The sequence below is a fragment of the Nocardioides sp. YJ-D4 genome (genome assembly GCF_054031495.1).
Genome location: NZ_CM132932.1, coordinates 1633393 through 1657043 on the forward strand (window position 1 = coordinate 1633393; position 23651 = coordinate 1657043).

Annotated in this window: 19 protein-coding genes; 12 read left to right on the top strand and 7 right to left on the bottom strand. The window is 68.9% G+C overall.

The genetic code is table 11. The features are described from left to right. The first annotated feature begins 3 nt into the window (after positions 1-3). The 5 genes from ACW14X_RS07960 to ACW14X_RS07980 all read left to right on the top strand — a co-directional run bounded on the left by ACW14X_RS07960 (position 4) and on the right by ACW14X_RS07980 (position 5164). Positions 4-1476 carry a glycoside hydrolase family 32 protein gene (locus ACW14X_RS07960; protein ID WP_457165233.1) on the top strand — a complete coding sequence of 491 codons (1473 nt, stop codon included), beginning with the start codon at positions 4-6 and terminating at the stop codon, positions 1474-1476. Between the two features lie 41 nt (positions 1477-1517). Next, positions 1518-3101 carry a glycoside hydrolase family 32 protein gene (locus tag ACW14X_RS07965; protein ID WP_457165234.1) on the top strand — a complete coding sequence of 528 codons (1584 nt, stop codon included), beginning with the start codon at positions 1518-1520 and terminating at the stop codon, positions 3099-3101. Positions 3102-3329: 228 nt separating this feature from the next. Further along, a complete protein-coding gene (locus ACW14X_RS07970) occupies positions 3330-3659 on the top strand; it encodes an ArsR/SmtB family transcription factor (RefSeq protein WP_350838317.1) in 330 nt (109 codons plus the stop codon). Between the two features lie 34 nt (positions 3660-3693). Further along, positions 3694-4350: an NAD(P)H-dependent oxidoreductase gene (locus ACW14X_RS07975; protein WP_160024932.1), complete on the top strand. Its 657-nt coding sequence runs from the start codon at positions 3694-3696 to the stop codon at positions 4348-4350. 169 nt (positions 4351-4519) lie between these two features. Next, positions 4520-5164 carry an NAD(P)H-binding protein gene (locus ACW14X_RS07980; protein WP_457165235.1) on the top strand — a complete coding sequence of 215 codons (645 nt, stop codon included), beginning with the start codon at positions 4520-4522 and terminating at the stop codon, positions 5162-5164. 98 nt (positions 5165-5262) lie between these two features. Here the strand turns inward: ACW14X_RS07980 and ACW14X_RS07985 are convergent, their stop codons facing one another. Continuing rightward, positions 5263-6015 carry an SDR family NAD(P)-dependent oxidoreductase gene (locus tag ACW14X_RS07985; protein ID WP_457165236.1) on the bottom strand — a complete coding sequence of 251 codons (753 nt, stop codon included), beginning with the start codon at positions 6013-6015 and terminating at the stop codon, positions 5263-5265. Positions 6016-6136: 121 nt separating this feature from the next. On the opposite strand from ACW14X_RS07985, the gene ACW14X_RS07990 reads away from it, so the two are divergent. Beyond that, the gene (locus ACW14X_RS07990; protein ID WP_457165237.1) at positions 6137-7120 is read left to right on the top strand and encodes an AraC family transcriptional regulator; all 984 of its coding nucleotides are present in this window, start codon (positions 6137-6139) and stop codon (positions 7118-7120) included. A 53-nt stretch (positions 7121-7173) separates the two neighbouring features. Here the strand turns inward: ACW14X_RS07990 and ACW14X_RS07995 are convergent, their stop codons facing one another. Next, positions 7174-8016, bottom strand: a complete 843-nt coding sequence (locus ACW14X_RS07995; protein ID WP_457165238.1) for an alpha/beta fold hydrolase — start codon at positions 8014-8016, stop codon at positions 7174-7176. Positions 8017-8133: 117 nt separating this feature from the next. Here ACW14X_RS07995 and ACW14X_RS08000 point away from each other — a divergent pair, with 117 nt between their 5' ends. After that, complete coding sequence (locus ACW14X_RS08000) at positions 8134-8718, top strand: TetR/AcrR family transcriptional regulator (protein ID WP_350838323.1); 585 nt, start codon at positions 8134-8136, stop codon at positions 8716-8718. Positions 8719-8754: 36 nt separating this feature from the next. On the opposite strand, the gene ACW14X_RS08005 is transcribed toward ACW14X_RS08000, so the two are convergent. Genes ACW14X_RS08005 through ACW14X_RS08020 form a run of 4 tightly spaced genes read right to left on the bottom strand, consistent with a single transcriptional unit; the run spans position 8755 to position 13754 of the window. Further along, the gene (locus tag ACW14X_RS08005; protein WP_457165239.1) at positions 8755-10578 is read right to left on the bottom strand and encodes a glycoside hydrolase family 35 protein; all 1824 of its coding nucleotides are present in this window, start codon (positions 10576-10578) and stop codon (positions 8755-8757) included. A gap of 3 nt (positions 10579-10581) precedes the next feature. After that, on the bottom strand, positions 10582-11922 hold the full coding sequence (locus ACW14X_RS08010) for an ABC transporter substrate-binding protein (protein ID WP_457165240.1): 1341 nt from the start codon (positions 11920-11922) through the stop codon (positions 10582-10584). A gap of 15 nt (positions 11923-11937) precedes the next feature. Further along, positions 11938-12810, bottom strand: a complete 873-nt coding sequence (locus ACW14X_RS08015) for a carbohydrate ABC transporter permease (RefSeq protein ID WP_457165241.1) — start codon at positions 12808-12810, stop codon at positions 11938-11940. After that, a complete protein-coding gene (locus tag ACW14X_RS08020; protein WP_457165242.1) occupies positions 12807-13754 on the bottom strand; it encodes a carbohydrate ABC transporter permease in 948 nt (315 codons plus the stop codon). Before ACW14X_RS08020 ends, ACW14X_RS08015 begins: the two co-directional genes overlap by 4 nt. Before the next feature lie 110 nt (positions 13755-13864). On the opposite strand from ACW14X_RS08020, the gene ACW14X_RS08025 reads away from it, so the two are divergent. The 5 genes from ACW14X_RS08025 (at position 13865) to ACW14X_RS08045 (ending at position 21393) form a co-directional block, all read left to right on the top strand. Next, complete coding sequence (locus tag ACW14X_RS08025; protein WP_457165243.1) at positions 13865-14905, top strand: LacI family DNA-binding transcriptional regulator; 1041 nt, start codon at positions 13865-13867, stop codon at positions 14903-14905. Beyond that, complete coding sequence (locus tag ACW14X_RS08030) at positions 14902-16980, top strand: beta-galactosidase (protein ID WP_457165244.1); 2079 nt, start codon at positions 14902-14904, stop codon at positions 16978-16980. Before ACW14X_RS08025 ends, ACW14X_RS08030 begins: the two co-directional genes overlap by 4 nt. Beyond that, a complete protein-coding gene (locus ACW14X_RS08035) occupies positions 16977-19124 on the top strand; it encodes an alpha-galactosidase (RefSeq protein WP_457165245.1) in 2148 nt (715 codons plus the stop codon). The genes ACW14X_RS08030 and ACW14X_RS08035 overlap by 4 nt, the downstream gene beginning before the upstream one ends. Before the next feature lie 159 nt (positions 19125-19283). Next, positions 19284-20102 carry a substrate-binding periplasmic protein gene (locus ACW14X_RS08040; protein WP_457165246.1) on the top strand — a complete coding sequence of 273 codons (819 nt, stop codon included), beginning with the start codon at positions 19284-19286 and terminating at the stop codon, positions 20100-20102. Positions 20103-20196: 94 nt separating this feature from the next. Then, positions 20197-21393 (top strand): cation:proton antiporter domain-containing protein, encoded by a 1197-nt coding sequence (locus ACW14X_RS08045; protein WP_457165247.1) that lies wholly within the window; start codon positions 20197-20199, stop codon positions 21391-21393. Here ACW14X_RS08045 and ACW14X_RS08050 read toward each other — a convergent pair. Beyond that, on the bottom strand, positions 21390-23630 hold the full coding sequence (locus tag ACW14X_RS08050; RefSeq protein ID WP_457165248.1) for a LuxR C-terminal-related transcriptional regulator: 2241 nt from the start codon (positions 23628-23630) through the stop codon (positions 21390-21392). The two genes, ACW14X_RS08045 and ACW14X_RS08050, sit on opposite strands and share 4 nt — an antisense overlap. Between the last annotated feature and the right edge of the window lie 21 nt (positions 23631-23651).

Here is a 23651-nt window from a genome sequence, read left to right on the forward strand (position 1 = left end):
GCAGTGTCCAACCCCGTTGTCGTGCCCAGGCCCACCTTCCACTTCGCACCGCAGCGCAACTGGATGAACGACCCCAACGGTCTGGTCCACGACCGCGGCCGCTGGCACCTCTTCTACCAGTTCAACCCGGAGGGATCCGACTGGGGAAACATGAGCTGGGGCCACGCGACCAGCTCCGACCTGCAGCATTGGACCGAGCACCCGGTCGCGCTGCGGTTCCGTGACGGCGAGCAGATCTTCTCCGGGTCTATCGTCTCCACCCCCGCTGAGGATGGAACCTCACTGACGGCGTACTACACGAGCGCGTACGCCGACGGGCATCAGGCGCAGTCGCGCGCCATCAGCAGGGACGGCGGCTTCACCTGGGAGCTCGACGCCGGCAACCCGGTGCTCGACCGCGGCACGAGCGCGTTCCGAGATCCCAAGGTCATTCGCTACACCGACGAGGCGGGCCGGCTCCGGTGGGTCCTGCTCGCGGTCGAGGCGGAGGACCGGCAGGTGCATCTCTACACCTCGGACGACCTGCGCTCGTGGGAGCACGCGAGCGTCTTCGGACCGCTGGGCCCGGCCGGGGTCGTCTGGGAGTGTCCGGATCTCGTCCCACTGCCGCTCGACGGCGATCCCGATGACCTTCGCTGGGTGCTGATCCTCAGCACCAACCCGATCGGCGACGACCCGGATCCGGAGGGCTCCTCGATGAGCTATGTCGTCGGTCGCTTCGACGGATCCACGTTCACGGCAGACTCTCCCGAGCTCGTACGCCTGGACGACGGCCGCGACTTCTACGCCGGAGTCACCTTCGACAGCGCGCCGCGGGGAGCCGCGGTCATGCTCGGCTGGATGAGCAACTGGCGCTATGCGGGAGCATTTCCCTCGTCGCCGTGGAGGGGCGCCATGTCGTTGCCACGACAGCTCGCCCTGCGCACCGTCGAGAAAACTCCGCGCGTCATCCAGAGACCGCCCACCTTCCTCCTCGAACAGCTCGCCCGGGCCGCACCGGCGACCGTGTCGGTCGGCGCCCAGCCTGTCGAGCTCTCGCTCAGCGGCCACAGCGTGCTGGCGCTCACCTGGGATCCGTCCGTCACAGGATCCGTCGGTCTGCGACTGCGCGGTGGCGCGGATGCCTGGGTCGAGCTGGAGCACTCCGCGCGGACCATCCGCATCACCCGTGGTGGTCCCGCGGCCGAGGCGGTGCATCCCGACTTTCCCTCGACCAGCATCACCCATCTCGAGGGCGGGCCGCGGGGCCAGCTGCTCGTCAGCCTCGACGGACCCCTCCTCGAGGTCTTCGCGAACGATGGCGAGGCGACGATCTCGCACCTCGTCACGCTCGGCCCCGGACCGATCACCGTGGCCATCGACACCGAGATCGGCGGGCCGATCGCGTACACCGCCGTCGACCTCGAAGAGGAGAAGTCGGGGCCGCACCTCGCCCCGAGGCCGATCCACGCCGATGCGCCGGGCGCATCGGTCTGAGCCGAACCCCGAGTCGAACCCCCTGAGTCGAAGGAGTCATCATGCCCCACCCCATCTCACGACGGACCATGCTGCAGGGCGCCGGAGTCGGGTCGCTCGCGTTCTTTGCGGTCCACGCCACTCCAGGCGCTGCCCACGCCACCCCGGTCACGGCGCCAGCAGCCGAGGCATCGCTTCGTGCGATCTACCACATGACCCCGCCTTCGGGCTGGCTCTGCGACCCGCAGCGACCGGTCACCACCCGCGGCGCCTACCAGCTCTACTACCTGCACTCCGACCAGAACAACGGCCCCGGTGGCTGGGACCACGCGACGACGACCGACGCCGTCTCGTTCACCCACCATGGCACCGTGATGCCCCTGAGGCCCGACTTCCCCGTGTGGTCCGGATCAGCAGTCGTCGACACCGCGAACACCGCCGGATACGGCGCCGGAGCCGTCATCGCGCTCGCGACCCAGCCGACCGACGGCATCCGCAAGTATCAAGAGCAGTACCTCTACTGGTCGACCGACGGCGGTTACACCTTCACCCCTCGGCCAGATCCGGTGATCGTCAACACCGACGGCCGCACCGCGACAACGCCCGCCGAGATCGAGAACGCCGAGTGGTTCCGGGACCCGAAGATCCACTGGGACGCGGCCCGCGGCGAATGGGTCTGCGTCATCGGCCGTGCCCGGTATGCGGCCTTCTACACCTCCACGAACCTCATCGACTGGCAGCTCAAGCGCAACTTCGACTACCCCAACCACGCGCTCGGCGGCATCGAGTGCCCCGACCTGTTCGAGATGACCGCGAACGACGGCACCCGGCACTGGGTGCTCGGCGCCAGCATGGACGCCTTCAGCATCGGGCTTCCGATGACCTACGCGTACTGGATGGGCACGTGGAACGGCGAGGAGTTCATCGCCCACGACCTCACCCCACAGTGGCTCGACTGGGGCTGGGACTGGTACGCCGCCGTCACCTGGCCCTCGATGGACGCGCCGGAGACCAAACGTCTCGCCATCGCCTGGATGAACAACTGGAAGTACGCCGCCCGAGACGTACCGACGGATGCCCCCGACGGCTACAACGGACAGAACTCGATCGTGCGAGAGCTGCGCCTCGAGCGCCAGCCCGGCGGTTGGTACTCCCTGCTCAGCAGCCCCGTCAGCAAGCTCTCGGACTACGTGGCAGCGACCACCACACTGCCCGACCAGACGGTCAACGGCAGCCTCGTCCTCCCCTGGACCGGACGGGCGTACGAGCTCGAGCTCGACATCTCCTGGGACGCCGCCACCAACGTCGGCGTCTCCGTCGGACGCTCGGCCGACGGCTCACGGCACACGAACATCGGCAAGTACGGCGCCGAGCTCTACGTCGACCGAGCCCCGTCCGACCTTGCCGGGTACTCCCTGGCTCCCTACACACGTGCCGCCGCACCCATCGACGCCGCCGCACGCTCCGTGCACCTGCGGATCTTCGTCGACACCCAGAGCGTCGAGGTGTTCGTCAACTCAGGCCATACCGTGCTCTCCCAGCAAGTGCACTTCACCGAGGGCGACACCGGCATCTCGCTCTACACCGATGGCGGACCGGCGAGCTTCACCGGCATCACCATCCGCCAGCTCCGCAGCATCGGCTAGCTCGTCTGCTCGAGCACTCAGGCCTCCATGAATGCCACGATCCGCGGCGGCGGTTGCCCCTGGCGGGGCGCTGTGGTTACAGGCACACCTCGGCACCTTTGAGGTCGACCACGGGGATGAGTCGACGTCCGGAGCGCTGCTGGAAGCGCCGCCAGGGCCGCAGAGATACGGGAGTCCCCGCCTGAGTATCGAGATATCGTGGTGTGTCGAAACGTTGGAGGAGCACACATGGCAACCGAGATGAGCCAGACATCAGACGAGCTGATCGAGGTCTTCAAGGCACTGAGCAATCCCGTGCGACTGCAGTTCCTGGAATGGCTCAAAGATCCCGAACAACACTTCAGCGAGTACGACCCGATCGCGGACCGCCAGTCCGTCGGCGTCTGCGTCACCCACATCCACGCGAAGTCGGGCCTCGCACAGTCGACCGTCTCGAACTACATGAGCACGCTCGAACGCGCCGGGCTGGTCCGGTCGACCCGGGTAGGCAAGTGGACCCACTATCGACGCGACCACGAGCGGCTCGCCCAGCTCGCCGGATCCATCGCCGATCTCTAATTTACAAATCGCGATATCTCGATATGATCGATTCATGTCGATCCCCGATCCCATTCCGACCGCGCTGATCGTCCACGCGCACCCGGAGAGTCGCTCGTTCAGCTCCGCCCAGATGACAACCGCGTCCCAGGCCTTGCGCGACGCGGGCTACCGAGTCGATGTCATCGACCTCTACTCGGACGACTGGGCCCCCGTCCTCGACCGCGGCGAGTTCGAGCCCGTCGAGGGACACTTCAAGCCGCAGGCCCTGCAGCAGCGCGCGGTCACCGAGAACACGCTCGACCCGGCCGTCAAGAACCATCTCGACCGACTCCTCGCCGCTGACCTGCTGGTGCTGTCCTTCCCGATGTGGTGGTTCTCGCTGCCCGCCATCCTCAAGGGCTGGGTCGACCGAGTCTTCGTCATGGGGGCCCTCTTCGGCGGAGACCACGGCATGTTCGACGAGGCGGCCCTCGCCGGCAAGCGGGCCATGTTGCTGTTGACGACCGGCGGCTCCAGTGAGTCGTTCCGCCCCGGCGGCGCGCTCGGCTCGATCTCCGACTTCCTGTTCCACATCCATCGTGGCATGTTGGAGTTCGTCGGCTACAAGCCGCTCGAGCCCGTCATCACCTACGGCCCCGCCCACATGACCGACACAGAGCGAGCCGCAGCCCTCGAAGCCGTCCGACAGTCCGTCACCAGCATCGCCTGAGCTCGAACCCGGCACAGACACACCATCTTCGTAACGACCCCGCGCCCGAATCAGCGGCCAACGAGAGGACATCAGATGACGCAAGGTTTGACGGACAGCACCGGCGCATCGTTGACGGTCGGACTGGCCCCCGCGCCACGCGGAGCCGGGAAGCGCGATCGTAGTGAAGGTGCTCATCATCGGGATCACCGGCAGGATCGGCGGACTGCTTGCGAGGAACCTTCGATCCCGCGGTGATGAAGTACGTGGCCTCGTGCGCCGCGAGGAGCAGCGGGATGTCCTCGCTGCCGATGGGATCGACGCGGTCGTGGGCGATCTCGCGAGGATGGACTCGACGGAGCTCGCCTCAGCACTGGCGGACACCGAGGTCGTGGTGTTCACGGCGGGATCGAACGGCGGCGCCGCCGAGGTGACCCGGGCCGTCGACGGCGAGGGGGTCTGCAAGACGATCGAGGCGATCCGCCACACCGGGGTGCGACGGCTGGCGCTGGTCTCGGTGCTCCCCGAATCATGGCGGGAGCGGAACCTCAGCGACGAGGAGGAGTACTACTTCGCGGTGAAGAAGCAGGCCGATGCCGCTGTGGCCCGCAGTGGCTTGGACTGGATGATCCTGCGTCCGTCCTTGCTCACCGACGACTCCGGAACCGGCGTGGTGTCGCTCGGTCCTGCCGAGCTCCACGGCCAGATATCTCGCGCCGATGTCGCCGACACTCTTGCGACCCTGGTGCACGAGCCGCGGATCAGCCGACAGATCCTCGAGCTCAACTCCGGGGACACCCCGATTGCCGAAGCAGTGCGGCGCAACATTCGTTGAGGCGCCACCGTTCCACTTCACTGGGTGGGCGAGGTGCCCCGCCCCACCTTCTGTCAGGCATCGGGCTGATGCCTGACCGGGCGAAGCGTGGCGGAGTCTCAGATCTGGTTCTCCCCACCGTCGACGTAGATGTTCGCACCGACGACATAGCTGCTCTGCTCCGAGGCGAGGAACGCCACGACCGCTGCAGCCTCCTCGGGCTGCCCCATGCGGCCCTTGGGCACCGTCGCGGCGACCTTCTCCTTCACGGCTCGGGCGGTGTCCTCGTCACCGAAGGCGGCTGTGCCTCCGGGGGTCTCGATCCATGCCGGCGAGACGACGTTGACCCGGATGCCACGGCCCTTGAGCTCGGTGGACCAGGTCCGCGCGAAGGAACGGACGGCTGCCTTCGAGGCAGAGTAGGCTCCGAACGCCTCCACGCCGCGGTCGGCCGCCGTGGAGCCGGTCAGGATGACCGAGGCGCCGTCGTTGAGCAGTGGGAGCGCCTTCTGCACCGTGAACAGCGTCCCTCGGACATTGACCCCGAAGATCTGGTCGAAGTGCTCCTCGGTGGTCTGCTCCAAGCTCACGAACGAGCCGACTGCCGCGTTCGCCACGAGCACGTCCACCCCCTTGCCCCGGGCGCGGACCGCGTCGTAGAGCCGGTCCAGGTCCGCCAGGTCGGAGATGTCGCCGGCCACGCCCGTCGCCCGGTTCGTACCGATGGTCTTGACGGCAGCCTCCAGCTCGGCCTCGCGTCGCCCCGTGACGAACACGTACGCGCCCTCCTCGGCCAGCCGCACCGCGGTGGCCAGGCCGATCCCGGTGCTGCCCCCGGTGACCACGGCCGTCTTGTCGTCGAACTGTCCCATGTGAGTCTCTCTCCATCACTTCCGAGCGGATCTCCTTCGCCATCCATGCTGTCGCAGCAGGGGGCTACTATCCATAACGCGAAGTCCGAAATTCTTTACGTATCGTCCAGGAGGTGCCGGTGTGGTCGGCTTTCGGGATCCGGTGGCAGACGCGATCAGTCTGCTGCGCCCCCGCACGGTGATCGGCCCCAGCCTCCGGGCCACAGGCGAGTGGGCGTTGCGCTTCGACACGTTCCTGCACGTACGGATCGGCGGCCTCGTGCGCGGCACGTGCTGGTTGATCCTCGAAGGCCACGAGCCGGTGCTCCTGCAGGAGGGTGACACCTTCATGCTGGGCAACCCGCCGCCCTACGTGCTGGCCAGCTCGCTCGATGCGAGCCCGCGTCCTGCAGGGCTGGTGCTGGCGGATGCCGAGGACGGGATCGTTCAGATCGGCTCGGAGTCCGAGGACGACCTCTACCTCTGCGTCGGCCACATCGCCTTCGACGACAGGAATGCGGCGCTGCTCACCGATCTACTGCCGCCGCTCGTGATCGTCCGCGAGACGGACCCACATGGCAGGCGGCTCTCGCAGCTGATCGATCTGCTGGCGAACGAGGTCGGGATCGCCGCCGCCGGCGGTCCGCTGGTGCAGAACCATCTCGCACAGATCCTGCTCGTGCACATGCTCCGTGCGCATGCCGGCCAGACCGACCGGCCCATCGGCTGGCTGGGCGCGCTGAACGAGGACGGCATCGGTGCCGCCCTGCGTGCCGTGCACGCGGACATGGCCCACTCATGGACCCTGAAGGAGCTCGCCGAGATCAGCCACATGTCACGCTCCGCGTTCGCCCAGGCTTTCAAGAGCCACGTCGGGGTCCCACCCCTGGAGTACCTCATCCAGTGGCGCATGAGCCTCGCGCGCGACGCCCTCGCCCGCGACACGATGTCCATCTCCGAGCTCGCACGGGCGACGGGCTACCAGTCCGAGAGCGCCTTCAGCACCGCATTCCGCCGCGTGGTCGGCGCATCACCCGCGAAGTTCCGAAGCGAAGCGCGGCGCGCGGTCGCGACAGCCTCGAGACCGACCAGCCGGGTCCTGCAGGGAACCGCCGCAGGCACCTAGGACTCTTTCCGCCTCCGCCCGAAGGAATCCGGACGGAGGCGGAAAGAGGGGTCTCATGCCTTCACGAAACCCAGAAGTGCCTCATTGACCTCGGCGGCGTGGGTCCACAGCAGACCGTGGGGAGCGCCTTCGATCTCGACGTACTCAGCCTCGGGGAGCGCCTCGTGGAAGGGCCGCCCGGTGGCGTCGATGGGCAGGATGTTGTCGCTGGTCCCGTGCAGGATCAGGACCGGCTTGCCGGAGGCGCGCACGGCGACGACATCCTCACGGAAGTCCTCGATCCAGGTCGGCACCACCGAGTAGGCAGCCACCGGTGCGCTGCGGGTGGCGGTGTTCCAGCTGGCCGTGACCGCCTCCTGGCTGATCCGTGAGCCCAGCGTCTCCTCGAGGTTGTAGAAGTCGCTGAAGAACTGCGTGTACCAGGCGTACCGGTCGGCGCGGGCCGCCTTGGCGATGTCGTCGAAGACGGACTGAGGCACTCCGGTCGGGTTGTCGTCGGCCGCCAGGAGGAACGGCTCCAGGGAGGCGAGGAACGCCAGCTTCGCGACACGCTCGTGACCGTGGTTGCTCACGTAGCGCGCCAGCTCACCCGTGCCCATGGAGAAGCCGACCAGAATGACGTCACGCAGGTCCAGGGTCTCGAGGAGTGCGTTCAGATCTGCCGCGAAGGTGTCGTAGTCATAGCCGGTGCCGACCTTGCTCGACTGCCCGAACCCGCGCCGGTCGTAGGTGATGACGCGGTAGCCGGCCGCGATCAGCTCGCGCGACTGGAGCTCCCAGCTGTTGCCGTCCAGCGGATAGCCGTGGATGAGGACGACCGGCTGCCCGGTGCCGTGGTCCTCGTAGTAGATCTCGGTGGTGGTGCTGTTCTCGGTGCCCACGTTGATGTAGCCCATGATCCTCTTCCTTTGGATTCGCGCCCGGAGAACGATCGTTCTCCGCGTCGTTTGCTAGCATAGAGAATGATCGTTCTCCGCGCAAGTGCCGCGGATCCGGACAGAGGAAGAGGGCAGATGATCGACGATACGAGCGCACGGGAGCAGGTCGTCCGAGCCGCGGACGAGCTGTTCTACGCACGGGGCGTGCAGGCGGTCGGCATGGACGCGGTCCGGACTGCGGCAGGCGTATCGCTGAAACGGATCTACGCACTGTTCGCCTCCAAGGACGATCTGATCGTCGCCGTCCTACGACATCGCACCCAGGTCTGGGATGCCGGCCTCGCGTCAGCCACCGAGCGCGCCACGACGGCGCGCGAGCGGATACTCGCGATCTTCGACTTCCTCGACTCCTGGTTCCGGCAGCCCGACTTCCGTGGCTGTGCCTTCATCAACACCAACGGAGAGCTGGGCGGCAGCTCGGAGGCCGTGGCTGATGCCGTACGCGAGCAGAAGGCCGCGTTCCAGGCGTACGTCGCCCGCCTGGTCGAGGAGCTGGGAGGTCCGCCCGGCCTCGCACCGCAGCTCGCGATCCTGGCTGAGGGTGCCCAGACCACAGCTGCCATCGCAGGAACGCCCGACGCCGCCGAACATGCCCGCGCCGCCGCCGAGACACTGCTCGATGCGGCGGCACGCCTGCAAACCGTGGGCGGTTCGCACTGAGTCGATGCCGCAGGTGACCCGCAGCACTGACTGCCCTCAGTCTTCGAGTGGCCCCAGGGACGGCCCTGCGACGAACCGGGCCGTCGGCTCGGTGAGCACGTCAAGCTCCAGTACGACCAGCTCGTTGCGGCCGGGCCGCAGCACCGGGCCCGGCACGAAGAGGGTGCGTTGCGGCCCGCGCCGCCAGTAGCGCCCCAGGCAGAAGCCGTTGATCCAGGCGATGCCCTTGCCCCAGGCGGTGGTGTCGAGGAAGAGGTCGACGTCGGGCTCGGCCGAGAAGGGTGCGCGCCACGCGGTGGGCCCGACGCCGGAGCCACGGTCTTCGGGTGAGTCGATCTCCCACAGGCGCGGCACCCGGTCGAGGTCGACGGCCAGAACCTCCCAGCCCGTGAGCGGCACCCCGTCGAGCAGAGACGGTCCGACCAGGCCTTTCTGCTCACCGATGCGGGCGCCGTAGTTGACCCGGCCCTGGTCCTCGACGACCAGCTCCAGTACGCCGCGCCCGCGCGGTAGCGCGATCGCCCGCTCGTGGTGCTCGCGCTCGAGGATGCCGACCGGAGCGCCGTCGAGGAGGACGGCGGCCCGGTCACGGACCTCGCCGATGGTGAGGACGCCCGAGCCGTCGCCCGGCAGCTCGGTCCGGTAGACGGCCAGACGCGTGTCCGTCTCCAGCTCGTCCAGCATCGGCAGCGACTCCCATGTGCTCCAGGAGCCCCACGCAGCCGGGTCGTCGAGCAGCCGGACCGGCTCACCCAACGCCACCGTCTGCTCGGGGGCGGGACCGGCGGCGCCGGGGGTCTCGGTCGGCACCGGGGCGTAGCGGGCGATGACGTCACGGAACGCGAAGTACTTCGCGGTCGGGTTCCCGGCCTCGTCCAAGGGAGCGTCGTAGTCGTACGAGGTGACCGTCGGCCGGTAGATCCCCTTGTCGTTGGCCCCGCTGGTCAGGCCGAAGTTCGTGCCGCCGTGGAACATGTACACGTTGACCGACGCTCCTGCGGCGAGAAGGGCATCGAGCTCCTCGGCGGCCTGCTCGACGGCGGTGGTGTGGTGCCGGCCTCCCCAGTGGTCGAACCAGCCGTCCCAGAACTCCATGCACATCAGCGGCCCGGTCGGCTGGTGGCCGCGGAGGGTGCGCAAGCGGTTCGCACTGTCCGAGCCGAAGGAGCTGGTACGCAGCACCCCGTCGACTCCGCCGGCGGCGAGCATGGCATCGACGGGCTGGTCCACCGTGACCAGCGGCACCGTGATGCCGGCGGCACGGGTCATCTCCACGAGCGCCTGCAGGTAGCTCCGGTCGTCGCCGTACGCGCCGTACTCGTTCTCCACCTGGACCAGCAGCACTGGTCCGCCCTGGTCGACCTGGTGCGGGTGCACGAGCGCCAGGACCTGGTGGAGGTACTTCTCGACCTCGCCGAGGAAGCGCGGCTCATGGCGGCGGATCCCGACGCCCGGCTCCCGGAACAGCCAGGGCGGCAGCCCGCCGTTGTCCCACTCCGCGCAGATGAACGGCCCGGGACGCACGATCGCGTACAGGCCGGCCTCCCCCACCAGGCGCAGGAACCGCGGCAGGTCGAGGATGCCGTCCGTGTCGAACACGCCCGGGCGGGGGCTGTGGGCGTTCCACGGCACGTACGTCTCGATGGTGTTGAGGCCCATCAGCCTGGCCTTCTCGATCCGGTCCGCCCAGTGATCGGGGTGGACCCGGAAGTAGTGCAGCGCGCCGGAGAGGATCCGGAACGGCTCACCGTCGAGGAGGAAGTCGGTCTCGCCGATCGTGAACTCGGGCATGCCTACCTCTCGCGAGGGACCGACGGCCGCCGCTCCGCGATGTGCGGCGGCCGTCTGTCCGTCAGTCATGGGTCAGTTGACGCTGAAGCCCTGCTCGTCGCCGTACTTCACGAGCGCTTCCTGCCAGGCCCCCAAGCCCTCATCGAGGGCGGTGTGGGTCTGGTAGGACTTGCCGACGGTGTCGCCGTAGATCGTGTCCGCGTACAGCTGGTAGGGCAGGTACTGCCAGCCCTCGGCCACCTGGGTGGCCGCTTCGGTGAGCACCTGGTTGACCTGCTGGCCGCCGAAGTAGTCGCTCTTCTTGTCGACGAACGCGGGGTCCTGCAGGTCGGCGACCGTCGCCGGGAAGCCACCGCTCTCCAGGAACGGCTCGACGCCCTCGTCGTGGTTGAGCCAGCGCACGAACGCCGCGGCCAGCGCGGGGTTCTTGCTCTGCTCCAGCACGGACTGGGTGCTGCCGCCGTTCTCGGCCGTCACCGGCTGCCCGTCGTACGTCGGCATCGGTGCGACCCGCCACTTGCCGGCACCGTCGGGCACGGACTGCTCGAACACGCCAGGTGCCCAGGCACCGAGTCCGATGGACGCGATGGTCCCGTCGCCCAGCGCCTTGTACCACTCCTCGGTCCAGCCGGGGATGGTGCAGACCAGCTCGTCCTCGACGAGCTGGTTCCACACGCCCGTCCACTTCCGCGTGCCCTCGTCCTGCAGATCGATCGTGACGTTCTCGCCGTCGGCCTCGAACGGCGTGCCACCGGCCTGCCAGATCATGCTGGTGGTGAAGCCGGCGTCACCGCTGTCGTTGGTGATGCACTGTGACGGGTCGGCCTTCTTGATGGTCCGGGCCGCCTCGACGTACTCGTCCCAGGTGGTCGGCACCTCGAGCTTGTGCTCGTCGAAGACCTGCTGGTTGTAGAAGAGCGCCATCGGGCCGGAGTCCTGCGGCAGCCCGTAGAGGCCGTCGCCGGCCTGCACCGAGGCCCAGGTCGAGGGCGTGTAGTCCGACTCGAACTCGTCGAAGCCGTACTGGCTCAGGTCGACCAGGTCGCCGGGCAGCGCGAACTGCGGCAGCGCCTTGTACTCGACCTGCGCCACGTCGGGGCCGCCGGAGCCGGCCTTGATCGCGTTCTGCAGCTTCGTGTAGTGGTCGTTGCCGGTGCCGGCGTTGACCAGCTTCACGTCGACGTTCGGGTACTGGTCCTCGAACGCCGCGACCTGGGCCTCTGCGGACGGGGTCCACGTCCAGTAGGTGATGGTGCCCCCTTCCTCGAGGGCGGCGTCGAGGTCCGCGGCCGTACCGCTGCCTCCACTGCCACCCCCGTCGTCCGAGCCGCAGCCGGCGAGCACGGAGGCGGCGGTGAGGGCTGCCGCGACGAGGGCGATCCGGCGGGATCTGCGCCCATTGATGATCAACATGGCGTTCCTTTCATTTCACTGTTTGACGCTTCCCGCGCTCAAGCCGGACTGCCAGAACCGCTGGAGGAGGAGGAAGGCGATGACGAGCGGGGCGATGGTCAGCAGGGAGCCGGTGACCACCAGGTTGTAGACGGGCTGCGCGTTCGCGCCCGTCGCCTGAGCGCTCCACTGGGTGAGGCCCACGGTGAGCGGGTAGAGCTTCGGCTCGCTCAGCATGATCAGTGGCAGGAAGTAGTTGTTCCACGTCGAGACGACGGCGAACAGAAGCACCGTGACGATGCCGGGAGCGAGCAGGCGCAGAGCGACCGTGAAGAAGATCCGGATCTCGCCGGCGCCGTCGATGCGCGCCGCCTCGAGCAGCTCGTCCGGTACGGCGTCCGCGGCATAGACCCACATCAGGTACAGGCCGAACGGACTGATCAGCGAGGGGATGATGATCGCCCAGACCGTGTTGGTGAGGCCCATGTTCGAGAACATCAGGAACGTCGGCACGGCCAGCGCGGTCCCGGGCACGGCCACCGCGCCGATGATGACGGCGAAGACCGCCCGCCGGCCGGGGAAGCGGTACTTGGCCAGGCCGTAGCCGGCCGCGGTGGCCAGCAGGGTCGCGCCGCCGGCACCCACCACGACGTAGAGAAGGGTGTTGGCCAGCCAGCGCAGGAAGATGCCGTCGCGGTAGGTCAGCGTCTCGCGGACGTTGCTGAAGAACGCGAACTCGTCGCCGACCCACAGCCCCGGGCTCGAGAACAGATCAGCCTGTGTCTTGGTGGAGCTCAGGATCAGCCATGCCAGCGGCACCAGCGTGTAGACGAGGAACAGCGCCATCAGCGCGGTCAGCAGAGGCGACCGTCGCGGCGCCAGCGGCGACGTGCCCACCCGGCCCGTCATTTCATCGCCTCTCGTGAGCCGCGGAGCTGGACGGCGTACGCGATCACCGCGGTCAGCAGGCCCATCACGATCGCGACCGTCGCCGAGTAGTTGTACTGCTGCCCGCCGAAGGACAGGTTGTAGGCGTAGAGGTTCGGCGTGTAGTAGGTCGTGATGACGTTGGGTTCCAGCGTCCGCAGGATGTTCGGCTCGTTGAAGAGCTGGAAGGTCCCGATGATCGAGAAGATCGTGGCGATCAGGATGGCCCCGCGCAGTGCCGGGATCTTGATCGAGAGCACGGTGCGCAGCGCTCCGGCGCCGTCGAGCGCGGCAGCCTCGTAGATCTCGCCGGGCACTGTGCGCAGGGCGGAGTAGAAGATCAGCATGTTGTAGCCCACGAACTCCCAGGTCACGATGTTGGCGATCGAGGCGAGCATCCAGTTGTTGCTGAGCGGCGCGATCGAGGTGCCGAACAGCTCGTTGAGGTCGGCGGCCAGCCCGAAGTTGGTGCCGTACATGAAGCCCCACATCAGGACGGCCACGACGCCGGGGACGGCATAGGGCAGGAAGATGAAGAGCCGGAAGAAGCTCGTGCCGTAGAGCCGTGCGCTGTCGATTGCCAGCGCGGCCACCAGGGCGAGGCCGAGCATGATCGGCACCTGTACGACGAAGAACAGCAGGACCCGCAACGAGCCGTCCCAGAATTTGTCGTCGGTGAACACGTCGACGTAGTTGTCCAGGCCGACGAACTGCGTGGTGCCGAAGAACGCCTGCGCACGGAAGAGGCTGAGGTAGGCGGCATAGCCGATCGGCGCCAGGAAGGTCAGCGCGAAGACCGCCAGGAACGGGCCGACGAAGATCCAGCCCTTCGTGTCGCTGCGGGACCACCGGCGACCGGGTGCGGGCGGTCGCCCACCACCGCGGGTCTCCCGGATGCTCTCCAACTGAGTCACGCCCTGGGACACGGTCCACCTCCTTTCACCGCCGTTCCGATGGCGGCCTGTTAACGTCAACAGGTACAGTGACGTACGACACATGTTGACGTCAACAGGTTGGCGGAAGGATTATTCGGCCCATGGCGACAGACAGCACGGCCTCGGGGCCAGTGACACGGCGAGGGGCCTCTCAGGCCGACGTTGCCCGGATCGCTGGGGTATCGGGACAGACGGTCTCGCGGGTCGCCAACGGCGCCCGCTATGTCGACGCGGCGACCCGGGAGCGGGTGCTGTCCGCGATGCGCGAGGTCGGGTACCGGCCCAACCGGGCGGCCAGGGCGCTGCGCAGCGGACGGTTCCAGAGCATCGGCGTGATCGCCTTCGAGCTCTCCAGCGTCGGCACCACCCACACGCTCGACGCGATCGCGGCCGCCGCCACCCAGACCGGGTACGCCATCAACCTGCTGCCGGTGCTGGACGCCACCCAGGACGCCGTTCGATCCGCGTTCGACCAGCTCGGCGAGCAGGCGGTGGACGGCATCATCATCCTGGTCGAGACGCACCGGCTCGACGGCGTCGCCGTACCGGACGGGCTGCCGGTGGTCGTGGTCGACTCCAGCGCGGAGTACGACTACCCGATCGTCGACAACGACCAGGCCCTCGGAGCACGGTTGGCCACCGAGCACCTGCTCGACCTCGGTCACGAGACCGTCTGGCACGTCGCCGGGCCCGAGCTGTCCTACTCCGCGCGGCGCCGCCGGACGTCGTGGCAGGAGACGCTCGAGGCCCACGGCCGAACGGTTCCACCGGTGCTGCCGGGCGACTGGTCGACCGGAGCCGGCTACGAGGCCGGCCTCCGGCTGGCCGACAACGAGGAGGTGACCGCGGTGTTCACCGCGAACGACCAGATGGCCCTGGGACTCCTGAGAGCCCTGCACGAGCGCGGTCGCCGGGTCCCCGACGACGTCAGCGTCGTCGGCTTCGACGACATGGAGGAGGCGGCGTACTTCTGGCCGCCGCTGACCACCGTCCACCAGTCGTTCGACGAGGTCGGCCGGGGCGCGGTCGATGCCCTGATCCGGGAGATCCAGTCCGGCGAGCACGAGCACCAGGAGGCCCTGGTGCGGCCCCGGCTGGTGGTCCGGGCCAGCACCGCCGCGCCTCGCAGGACGACCGCATGAGCCGGCGCCTCCACCGGTGGGTGCGCTGGCCCGAGTCGCTCGCGGTCGAGAACGCTCGCGGACCGCTCGGCTTCGGGGCCGACTACAACCCTGACCAGTGGGAACGGGACGTGTGGGACGAGGACGTCCGGCTGATGCGTCAGGCCGGGGTGAACATCGTCTCCCTCGGGATCTTCTCCTGGGCCCGCCTGCAGCCGACGGCGGACACCTGGGACTTCGCCTGGCTCGACGAGGTGATGGACCTCCTGCACGCCCACGGCATCGCCGTCGACCTCGCCACCGCGACCGCCTCGCCGCCGCCCTGGTTGAGCACCGGGCACCCGGAGATCCTTCCGGTCACGCGCACCGGCGAGACCATGTGGCCGGGCGCCCGGCAGCACTGGCGACCCACGTCACCGGTGTTCCGGCAGCACGCCCTGGCGGTCGTCGAGAAGATGGCGAGCCGGTACGCCCAGCACCCGGCGCTCGCCGCCTGGCACGTCTCCAACGAGCTCGGTTGCCACAACCTCTACGACTACTCCGAGGACGCCGCGACGGCGTTCCGCACCTGGCTGTCGCAGAGGTACGGCGACCTCGACGGTCTCAACCGCGCCTGGGGCACGGCGTTCTGGTCGCAGCGCTACAGCGACTGGAGCCAGGTGCTGCCACCGCGGCTGGCGCCCACCATTCCCAACCCGACGCACCAGCTCGACTTCAAGAGGTTCTCCTCCGACGCCCTCAAGGACTACCTCCGCGCCGAGCGGGGGGTCCTCGACCGGCTGACCCCCGACGTGCCGGTGACGACGAACTTCATGGTGATGGACCACTTCAACGGCATCGACTACGCCGACTGGGCGGCCGAGATCGACTTCGTCTCCAACGACCACTACGTGCTCGTGGACGACCGCGCCCGCGACGAGCTGTCGTTCTCGGCCAACCTGACCGGCGGCATCGCCGGCGGTGAGCCGTGGTTCCTGATGGAGCACTCGACCAGCGCGGTCAACTGGCGCGCGATCAACCCACCCAAGGCGGACGGCGCGCTGGTGCGAGACTCGCTGACCCACGTGGCGCACGGTGCGGACGCCGTCTGCTTCTTCCAGTGGCGGCAGTCAGTGGCCGGCGCGGAGAAGTACCACTCGGCGATGCTGCCCCATGCCGGCGAGGACAGCGAGGTCTATCGGACGGTGGTCCAGCTGGGCGGACACCTCGAGCGGCTCGGCCCCGTCGTCGGGTCGCGGCGCCGGCAGGCCCGGGCCGCGATCCTCTTCGACATCGAGTCGTCGTGGACCCTCGATCTGGAGGCCAACCCGAGCTCCTCGGTGAGCCATCGGGCGGAGGCGCTCGACTGGTACGTCGCGTTCCTCGCGCTCGGTGTCCGGGCTGACGTCCTGCCGGTCGGCGCGCCGCTCGACGGATACGACGTGGTGGTGGCGCCGGTGCTGCACGTGATGCCGGCCGCGACGGCCGACCTGCTGAGGAAGTTCGTCGACCGCGGTGGCCACCTGGTCACGACGTACTTCTCCGGCGTCGTGGACGAGAACAACCACGTGTGGCCGGGTGGCTACCCGGGTGCGCTGCGGGACCTGCTCGGCATCCGCATCGAGGAGTTCGGGCCGCTCCTGGACGGGAGCGAGGTCGTTCTCGACGACGGCAGTACCGGGACCCGGTGGACCGACCGGATCACCGCGACGACTCCCGGCACACAGGTCCTCGCGTCGTACAAGACCGGCCTGCAGGCGGGCCGCCCGGCGGTGACCCGGCGGGCCCTGGCTCACGGCTCGGCGACGTACGTCTCCACCCGGTTGGGTGCGGATGGTCTCGAGCCGCTGCTGGCCCGACTGCTCGAGGCCGCCGGGGTGGACAGCGAGCTGCCTGCGGGGCTTCGCGGCAGGGTGGAGCTCGCGATCCGCGCAGACGGCGAGAGGGAGTACTGGTTCCTGGTCAACCGGACCGACGACGTGGTCGACCTCGGCGAGCTGGACGAGCTGGACGAGCTGGGCGGCCTCGGCGAGCCGATGTTCTCCTCGGGAGCCGATCGTGGCGTCGCCGAGCTGGCGGGCTCCGGGGTGGCCGTGTTCACCCGCACCGCCCGATGACCGACGAGCGCGCCCGCGGCGTGCACCTCCGACGCGGCGACACCAGCCTGGTCGTCCGGCTGGACTCCACCGAGCTCCCCTGCGTCCTCCACTGGGGACCGGATCTCGGTGAGACCGCGGTCGAGCACCTTCCCGACCTTCTCCGCTCGCTGGAGATGCCGAGCCTCGACGGGGCGATCTACCAGCACTCGTGGGCATCGGTGCTGCCGCAGCAGACCAGTGGCTGGGTGGGTCGTCCGGGTCTGCTGGGCAGCCGCGCCGGTCAGGCCTGGGCGCTCACCTACGACTCGGTGGACCACACGGTCACCGAGTCGACCGACTGCACCCGGCTCACCAGCGTCGCGCTGGACAGGCCGGCCGGGGTGGAGGTGACCACCGAGATCGAGCTGTTCGGGAACGGTCTGCTGCGCCTCCGTGCCAGCGTACGAAACCTGGAGGCGACGCCGTACGAGGTGACGCTGCTCGAGCCCGCTCTGCCCGTGCCGGCAGAGGCCGACGAGCTCCTCGACATGGCGGGGCGGCACGCCCACGAGCGCACCCCGCAGCGCCACGCGTTCACCCAGGGACAGCACGTCCGCGAGGCCTGGGGCGGTCGTCCCGGCCACGACTCGGCCACCGTGCTGTGTGCCGGCCGGTCCGGGTTCGGCTTCCGTGCCGGTCGGGTCTGGGGTGTTCACCTCGGCTGGAGCGGCAACCAGGTGCTCTGTGCCGAGAACTCCTTCACGGGCTGGAAGCTGCTGCGCGGAGGCGAGCTGCTCATGCCCGGCGAGATGGTGCTGGGCCACGACGAGACCTATGCCTCGCCCTGGCTCTACGCCTCCTGGGGCGAGGGGCTCGATGCCTTCTCCGGCCGCTTCCACGAACACCTGAGGGCCCGGGACGTGCACCCACGGCGCGCGCGCCCCGTACTCCTCAACACCTGGGAGGCGGTCTACTTCGACATGGACATGCCGAAGCTCGTCGAGCTCGCCGAGCGTGCGGCCGACCTGGGCGTCGAGCGGTACGTCCTCGACGACGGCTGGTTCAAGGGGCGCCGCGACGCCACAACCTCCCTGGGTGACTGGGTCGTGGACGAGGACGTGTTCCCCGACGGGCTCACCCAGCTGGTGAAGACCGTGCACAGCCTGGGCATGGAGTTCGGGCTGTGGTTCGAGCCCGAGATGGTCAGCCTCGACTCCGACGTGGCCCGGGCGCATCCCGAGTGGATCCTCGGCACCCACGCCGGTCCCGGCATCACCTCGCGCGACCAGCACGTCCTCGACCTCACCGATGAGGACGCCTGGGCCCACGTGTTCGGCCAGATCTCGGCGCTGGTGGACCGCTACCGCATCGCCTACATCAAGTGGGACCACAACCGTGCCCTGACCGGCGCGGGTCGTGGCCGGGACCGCCGCCCCGGCGTCCACCTGCAGACCCTTGCGACCTACCGGATGATGGACGCACTCCGTGCGCGGCACCCCGGGCTCGAGATCGAGGCCTGCTCCGGAGGTGGCGGGCGCCTCGACCTGGGAGTCCTCGAGCGGACCGACCGGGCCTGGGTCTCCGACTGCATCGACGCACACGAAGGGCACCGTCTGGTCCGGTGGACCGGGCTGACCCTCCCGCCCGAGCTGATGGGCACCCACGTGGGATCGAGCACCGACCACACCACCGGACGCCAGCACACCCTGCGCTTCCGTGCCGGCACCGCCCTGTGGGGACACCTCGGCATCGAGTGGGACCTCACCACCATGACGGACGAGGAGCGCGAGGAGCTCCGGGCCTGGATCGCGCTGCACAAGCAGTTCCGCGGTCTGCTCCACTCCGGCCGCGTCGTGCGGGCCGACACCGTGCCCGACGGCCTGCAGCTGGACGGCGTGGTCGCCCCCGACGGGCGCGAGGCGCTGTTCCGTCTCTCGGCGCTCGACCTCACCCTGGGCCAGCCGGCCGGCCGCGTCCGGTTCCCCGGCCTGGCCCCGGAGAAGGCGTACCGGGTGACGCCGGTGCCTCTGGCGGTGTCGCCCGTGGAGCGCCCGCGACCCGCGTGGTACGCCGGCGGCGCGGTGATGAGCGGCCGGCTGCTCGACGAGGTCGGCGTGATCGCGCCCTGGTTGGAAGCCGACGACCTGGTCATCGTGCACCTGGTCGCGGAGGTGGCGTCGTGACCGTCATCGCCGATGGCGACCGCGTCACCCGGGGTTCGTCGCTCGTTCGCGCCGTGTTGGTCTGCCCCAGACCCACCTGACGTACGGGTCCGATTGGCTGACTCACGCCATACTGCTCGGGCTGGCGTGCCAGCCATCGCCAGCAACAGGACCCCCCACATGAACCAGATCAAGTTGGTCGTCGCCGGCGCCGTGGCCCTTCTAGGCGCGATCGCCTTCAGCGGACACTTCTCGGACCCCACGCCGTCCGCCGGCGGACAGGCGAGCGCCGCGGTCAGCAGCAGCAACACCCTTCGGATCGGTGTCGACAGCACCGAACCCGTCTACTACCAGAGCGGCGGCGCGACCAAAGGCTTCGACTACGAGATGGCCCGCAGCGTCGCCGAAGGCATGGGCGTCGAGCCCGAGTTCGTGGCGATGGACTTCAACGAGCTCTTCCCGGCCCTGCGAGCGGGAAAGATCGACATGATCGGGGCCCAGGTCACGAGCACCTCGGACCTCGAGCGGGAGTTCGACTTCAGCGCGCCGTACTTCTCGACGTACGTCGCCTTCCTCACCCCCGAGGGATCGACGATCCGGAAGCGCGGTGACGTCAACGGGAAGAGGATCGCGGTCGTCGACGGCGCCGTCCAAGGGGCCTACCTCGAAGAGAAGTATCACGACGTCGAGGTCGTCAGGGCTCCCGACGTGGGCGCTGCCATCGGGCTGATCGAGCGAGGCGAGGCGGACGCGCTGTTCCATGGCGCTCCGTACGCTCAGTCGATCATCAAGAGCGCGCCCATAGCCCTGGAGGAGCCGATCGTCTACCCGGTCAAGGACGCCCCGATCGGATTCGTGATCCGCTCCGGCGACCAGCGCAAGGAACAGATCGACGAGGTCCTGAAGGACATGGTCCTCGACGGCGAGTGGATGAGGATCAAGACCGCCTACTTCGAGGCCGATCCGCTCGCCGATGTGTTCCGCGACAAGGGATCCTGAACCCATCACTCCTGGCGAACGGCGCACATCCCCCTCGGGTCCGTGATAGACGGGAGTGATACACCCACGCTGAGCCGGCCGGGAGGTCCGTCCCATGGAAACCTCGGCGCTCGTAGCGGTCCTCGCGACCATCGTCGCGTGGTGCGTCCTCGCAGGTCGCCTCCAACAGCTGGGGCTCACCGCCCCCATCGTGTTCGTGGCGGGCGGCTGGGTGTTCGCGGACGTACTCGGCCTTCTCGAGCTCGAGGCCGAACCCGAGCTGGTCAAGGTCATCGCGGAGGTCACCCTCGTCTGGGTCCTCTTCGCGGATGCATCGCGGGTCCGGCTCGACCAGTTCCGACGCGATCTGAGCACCTACGTCCGGCTGCTCGGTGTCGGTCTGCCGCTGACGATCGCCATCGGCACCGGAGCCGCGATGATCGTGCTCGGCTTCGACCCGTGGGCAGCGCTCCTGGTCGGGGCCGCGCTCGCGCCGACGGATGCTGCCCTTGGTGCACCCGTCATGTCGAACCCACATGTGCCCGCGAAGGTGCGAAGCGTGCTGAACGTGGAGAGCGGGCTCAACGACGGCATCGCCACTCCGATCGTGCTGGTGGCGATCGCCGGGGTCGCGGTCGACGAGGGCGTGATCGGTGTCGAGAGCCCCGGCGGCGCGGTCGTCTCCCTGCTGATCGGCCTGCTCGCGGGCATCGTCGTCGGCAGCGTGGGCGGCGTGGTCACCAGGCGCGCACGCAAGCGCGGCTGGCTGTCCGAGGAGCTCGGCGGCCCGGCCGTGCTCGCACTGGCCCTGTTGGCGTACGCCGTAGCACTCGTCACGGATGGGAACGGGTTCGTCGCCGCCTTCGTCGGCGGTCTGGTCTTCGGCACCGTTGCCGGACGCAGCGGCGAGAAGGAGGTCTACTTCGTCGACCAGTCCAGCGACATGGCCTCGATGATCAGCTGGCTGATCTTCGGCGCGCTGGCGATTCCGGTCATCCAGGACTCGTGGAGCTGGACGATGCTGGGCTACGCCGTGCTCAGCCTCACCGTCGTTCGCATGCTGCCGGTCGTGCTGGCACTGCTCGGAGCGGGGCTCGACCGCTACAGCGTGGTGTTCGTCGGCTGGTTCGGCCCGCGCGGCCTGGCCTCGGTCATCTTCGCGTTGATCGCGCTCGAGGATCTCCATGTCGCGGGCGAGGACGTGGTGGCGGTCATCTCGCTCACAGTCCTGCTCAGCGTGATGGCACACGGGTTCAGCGCCGTACCCGCGGCCAACCGGTTCCCCGCGCACGGACCGCCTGCGGACGGCTAGGAGCCGAGGAGCCCGATCGAGATGACCTGCCGGACCGCATCGCTCCGCGATGTGACGCCCAGCTTCCGGTAGATCGAGGCGACCTGCGAGCTGACGGTGTTGCGGGAGACGAACAGTCGCTCGCCGATCTCGGCGATGGTGAGGTGGGTCTGGAGGTAGGGCAGCAGGCGCAGCTCGGCCGGGCTCAGGGGCGGCCTGCCGGCGGTGGCACGTTCCGAGGAGTTGATCCTGGCGCGCAGCCTCGCGACCTGGTCGACCAGCACCCCGAGCTCCGGCCGGCGCTGCAGCACGTCGTCGATCTCGCGCAGCAGGTGCCGGGCGGACGTCTGGTCGCCGCGTGCCCAGAACACCCTGGCCAGCTGGAGGCGACTGCGCACGGCCAGGTGCGGCAGGACGTACGTGCAGGACGGACGCGCGCGCATGGCCCGGGTCAGCTGCCGGTCGACCTCACCGAGATTCCCGTCGTGCAATCCGAGCCGGGCAGCGGCCGCGAACGCGAGGACGCTCATCGCGTAGTCGTACATCCGGTGCTTCTCGACGACGGCGAGGGCGGCGGCGACCCGCTCCGTCGCCTCGTCCCATCGTCCGCGTTCCATCGCCAACAGCGCGAGCTCGGCCTGAGCGTTGACGATGGTGTCGGTGTTGCCGAGCTCGGCTCCGGCGGTGGAGCTCTCGGCGAACAGGGCGGCGGCCCGTTCGACGTCCCCCAGGAGCAGCTGCGCCTCGGCGGCGTCGGCCAGGGCCGTGTCGCGCCACGGGCTCCACGGCGGTTCCTGGACCATGGCGAGGTCGGCATCACGCATCATCGCCGCAGGTCCCGCCGGGCACATGGCGGCCCGCAACATGGCACGCGCCGACTCGAACGATGCGGTGCCGTCCATCGGCACCCAGTCGTACTCCGCAGCCTCTGCCACCGCAGCCCAGCGCTGCGCCCCGAGGGGGTCGCCTCCCAGGACGTCCATCCAGGCGGCCAGTACGGCCAACGGAGGGTGCTCCTCGATGGCCGAGTCACCGAGCACGGACAGCCACCGCCTCACGGTCGACATCTGCCCGGCGCTGTAGGTCGGCAGCACCAGCTGCGTCGCGATCTGGACGCAGCGGTCCCGCTCGGACGTGTTCAGCAGGTGCTCGAGGGCCATCGCCGAGGACTCGTTGGCCTCGAACCAGTCGGCGGCCCGCAGGTGCAGCTTCGCGACGACCTCGGGCTCGACCCGACGCAGCTCTCCGAGCAGGAACTCGCGATACAGCGGGTGATAGCGGTACCACTCCCGCCGCCGGTCGAGCGGGAGCAGGAACGAGTTGGATCCCTCGAGCGCGAGAAGCCGGTCCTGACCGTCGGTGTCCCCCGACAGCGCATCGCACAGCGAGCCACAGAGCCGGTCGAGCACAGCGGTACGCCGCAGGAACCGTTGCGTCGCCTCGTCCTGATGGCTCAGCGACTCCCGGTAGAGGTAGTCGGCCACGTACCGGTCGTCGCCGGAGATGCTCGACACGTCCTGTCTCGTGTCCCGAGCGATCATCGCCGCCAGGTGCAGGCCGGCCGCCCAACCCTCCGTCCGTTCGGTCACCACCATCGCCTGGTCACGGGTGAGCGGCACCTGTGCCGCGGTGAAGATCTGCTCGGCACCCGTCACATCCAGCGCCAGGTCGGGTCCCAGCACGTCGAGGACGGCGCCGGAGGCGCGCAGCCGAGCCAGGTGGGGCTGCTCGACGCGGCTCGCCGACACCAGCTGGGAGCCGGCCGGGACACCGGAGATGACCACGCTCAGCACATCGTGACAGGCCGAGGAGTGCAGCTCATGCAGGTCATCCACCATCAGCACGAAGGGTTCCGGGCTTCGGCTGAGGGCGGCAGCCAGGTGGGGTGCGGCGCGCCCTAACGGCGAGACGCCCAGACCGCTCACGTCGGCGACCACGCCCTGCTGATCCGGCACGGCCCGCGCGTACGCCGAGGCGAGCAGCACGAGGAGGGCGCTGGAGTCGTCGTCCAGGCGGTCGAGTGACACCCAACCGACCGGGCGGTCCTCGGCCTCTGCCCACTGCGCCAAGAGTGTGGACTTGCCGTAGCCGGCGGGCGCGGTGATCCCGACCGACGGCGCGCCGCTGTTCCGGGCCGCCTCGATCAGAGGGGCCCTGCTCACCAGTCTGGGCGGCAGCTCGGGAACCGAGAGCTTGACGTCCAGCAGAACGTCGTCGAGCCCAGCGGCCGTTCGCGCGGCTTCACCAGCGTCTTCCACGCTTCGCACGCTAGAGATCCG

Excerpts from the sequence above, each read along its gene's own strand:
- ACW14X_RS08030 (WP_457165244.1), top strand. The coding sequence starts at position 14,902 with ATGAGCCGGCGCCTCCACCGGTGGGTGCGCTGGCCCGAGTCGCTCGCG.
- ACW14X_RS08035 (WP_457165245.1), top strand. The coding sequence starts at position 16,977 with ATGACCGACGAGCGCGCCCGCGGCGTGCACCTCCGACGCGGCGACACC.
- ACW14X_RS08025 (WP_457165243.1), top strand. The coding sequence starts at position 13,865 with ATGGCGACAGACAGCACGGCCTCGGGGCCAGTGACACGGCGAGGGGCC.
- ACW14X_RS07965 (WP_457165234.1), top strand. The coding sequence starts at position 1,518 with ATGCCCCACCCCATCTCACGACGGACCATGCTGCAGGGCGCCGGAGTC.
- ACW14X_RS07970 (WP_350838317.1), top strand. The coding sequence starts at position 3,330 with ATGGCAACCGAGATGAGCCAGACATCAGACGAGCTGATCGAGGTCTTC.
- ACW14X_RS08005 (WP_457165239.1), bottom strand. The coding sequence starts at position 10,578 with ATGACTGACGGACAGACGGCCGCCGCACATCGCGGAGCGGCGGCCGTC.
- ACW14X_RS07985 (WP_457165236.1), bottom strand. The coding sequence starts at position 6,015 with ATGGGACAGTTCGACGACAAGACGGCCGTGGTCACCGGGGGCAGCACC.
- ACW14X_RS07995 (WP_457165238.1), bottom strand. The coding sequence starts at position 8,016 with ATGGGCTACATCAACGTGGGCACCGAGAACAGCACCACCACCGAGATC.
- ACW14X_RS08045 (WP_457165247.1), top strand. The coding sequence starts at position 20,197 with ATGGAAACCTCGGCGCTCGTAGCGGTCCTCGCGACCATCGTCGCGTGG.
- ACW14X_RS08040 (WP_457165246.1), top strand. The coding sequence starts at position 19,284 with ATGAACCAGATCAAGTTGGTCGTCGCCGGCGCCGTGGCCCTTCTAGGC.
- ACW14X_RS07975 (WP_160024932.1), top strand. The coding sequence starts at position 3,694 with ATGTCGATCCCCGATCCCATTCCGACCGCGCTGATCGTCCACGCGCAC.
- ACW14X_RS08015 (WP_457165241.1), bottom strand. The coding sequence starts at position 12,810 with ATGACGGGCCGGGTGGGCACGTCGCCGCTGGCGCCGCGACGGTCGCCT.
- ACW14X_RS08000 (WP_350838323.1), top strand. The coding sequence starts at position 8,134 with ATGATCGACGATACGAGCGCACGGGAGCAGGTCGTCCGAGCCGCGGAC.
- ACW14X_RS08010 (WP_457165240.1), bottom strand. The coding sequence starts at position 11,922 with ATGTTGATCATCAATGGGCGCAGATCCCGCCGGATCGCCCTCGTCGCG.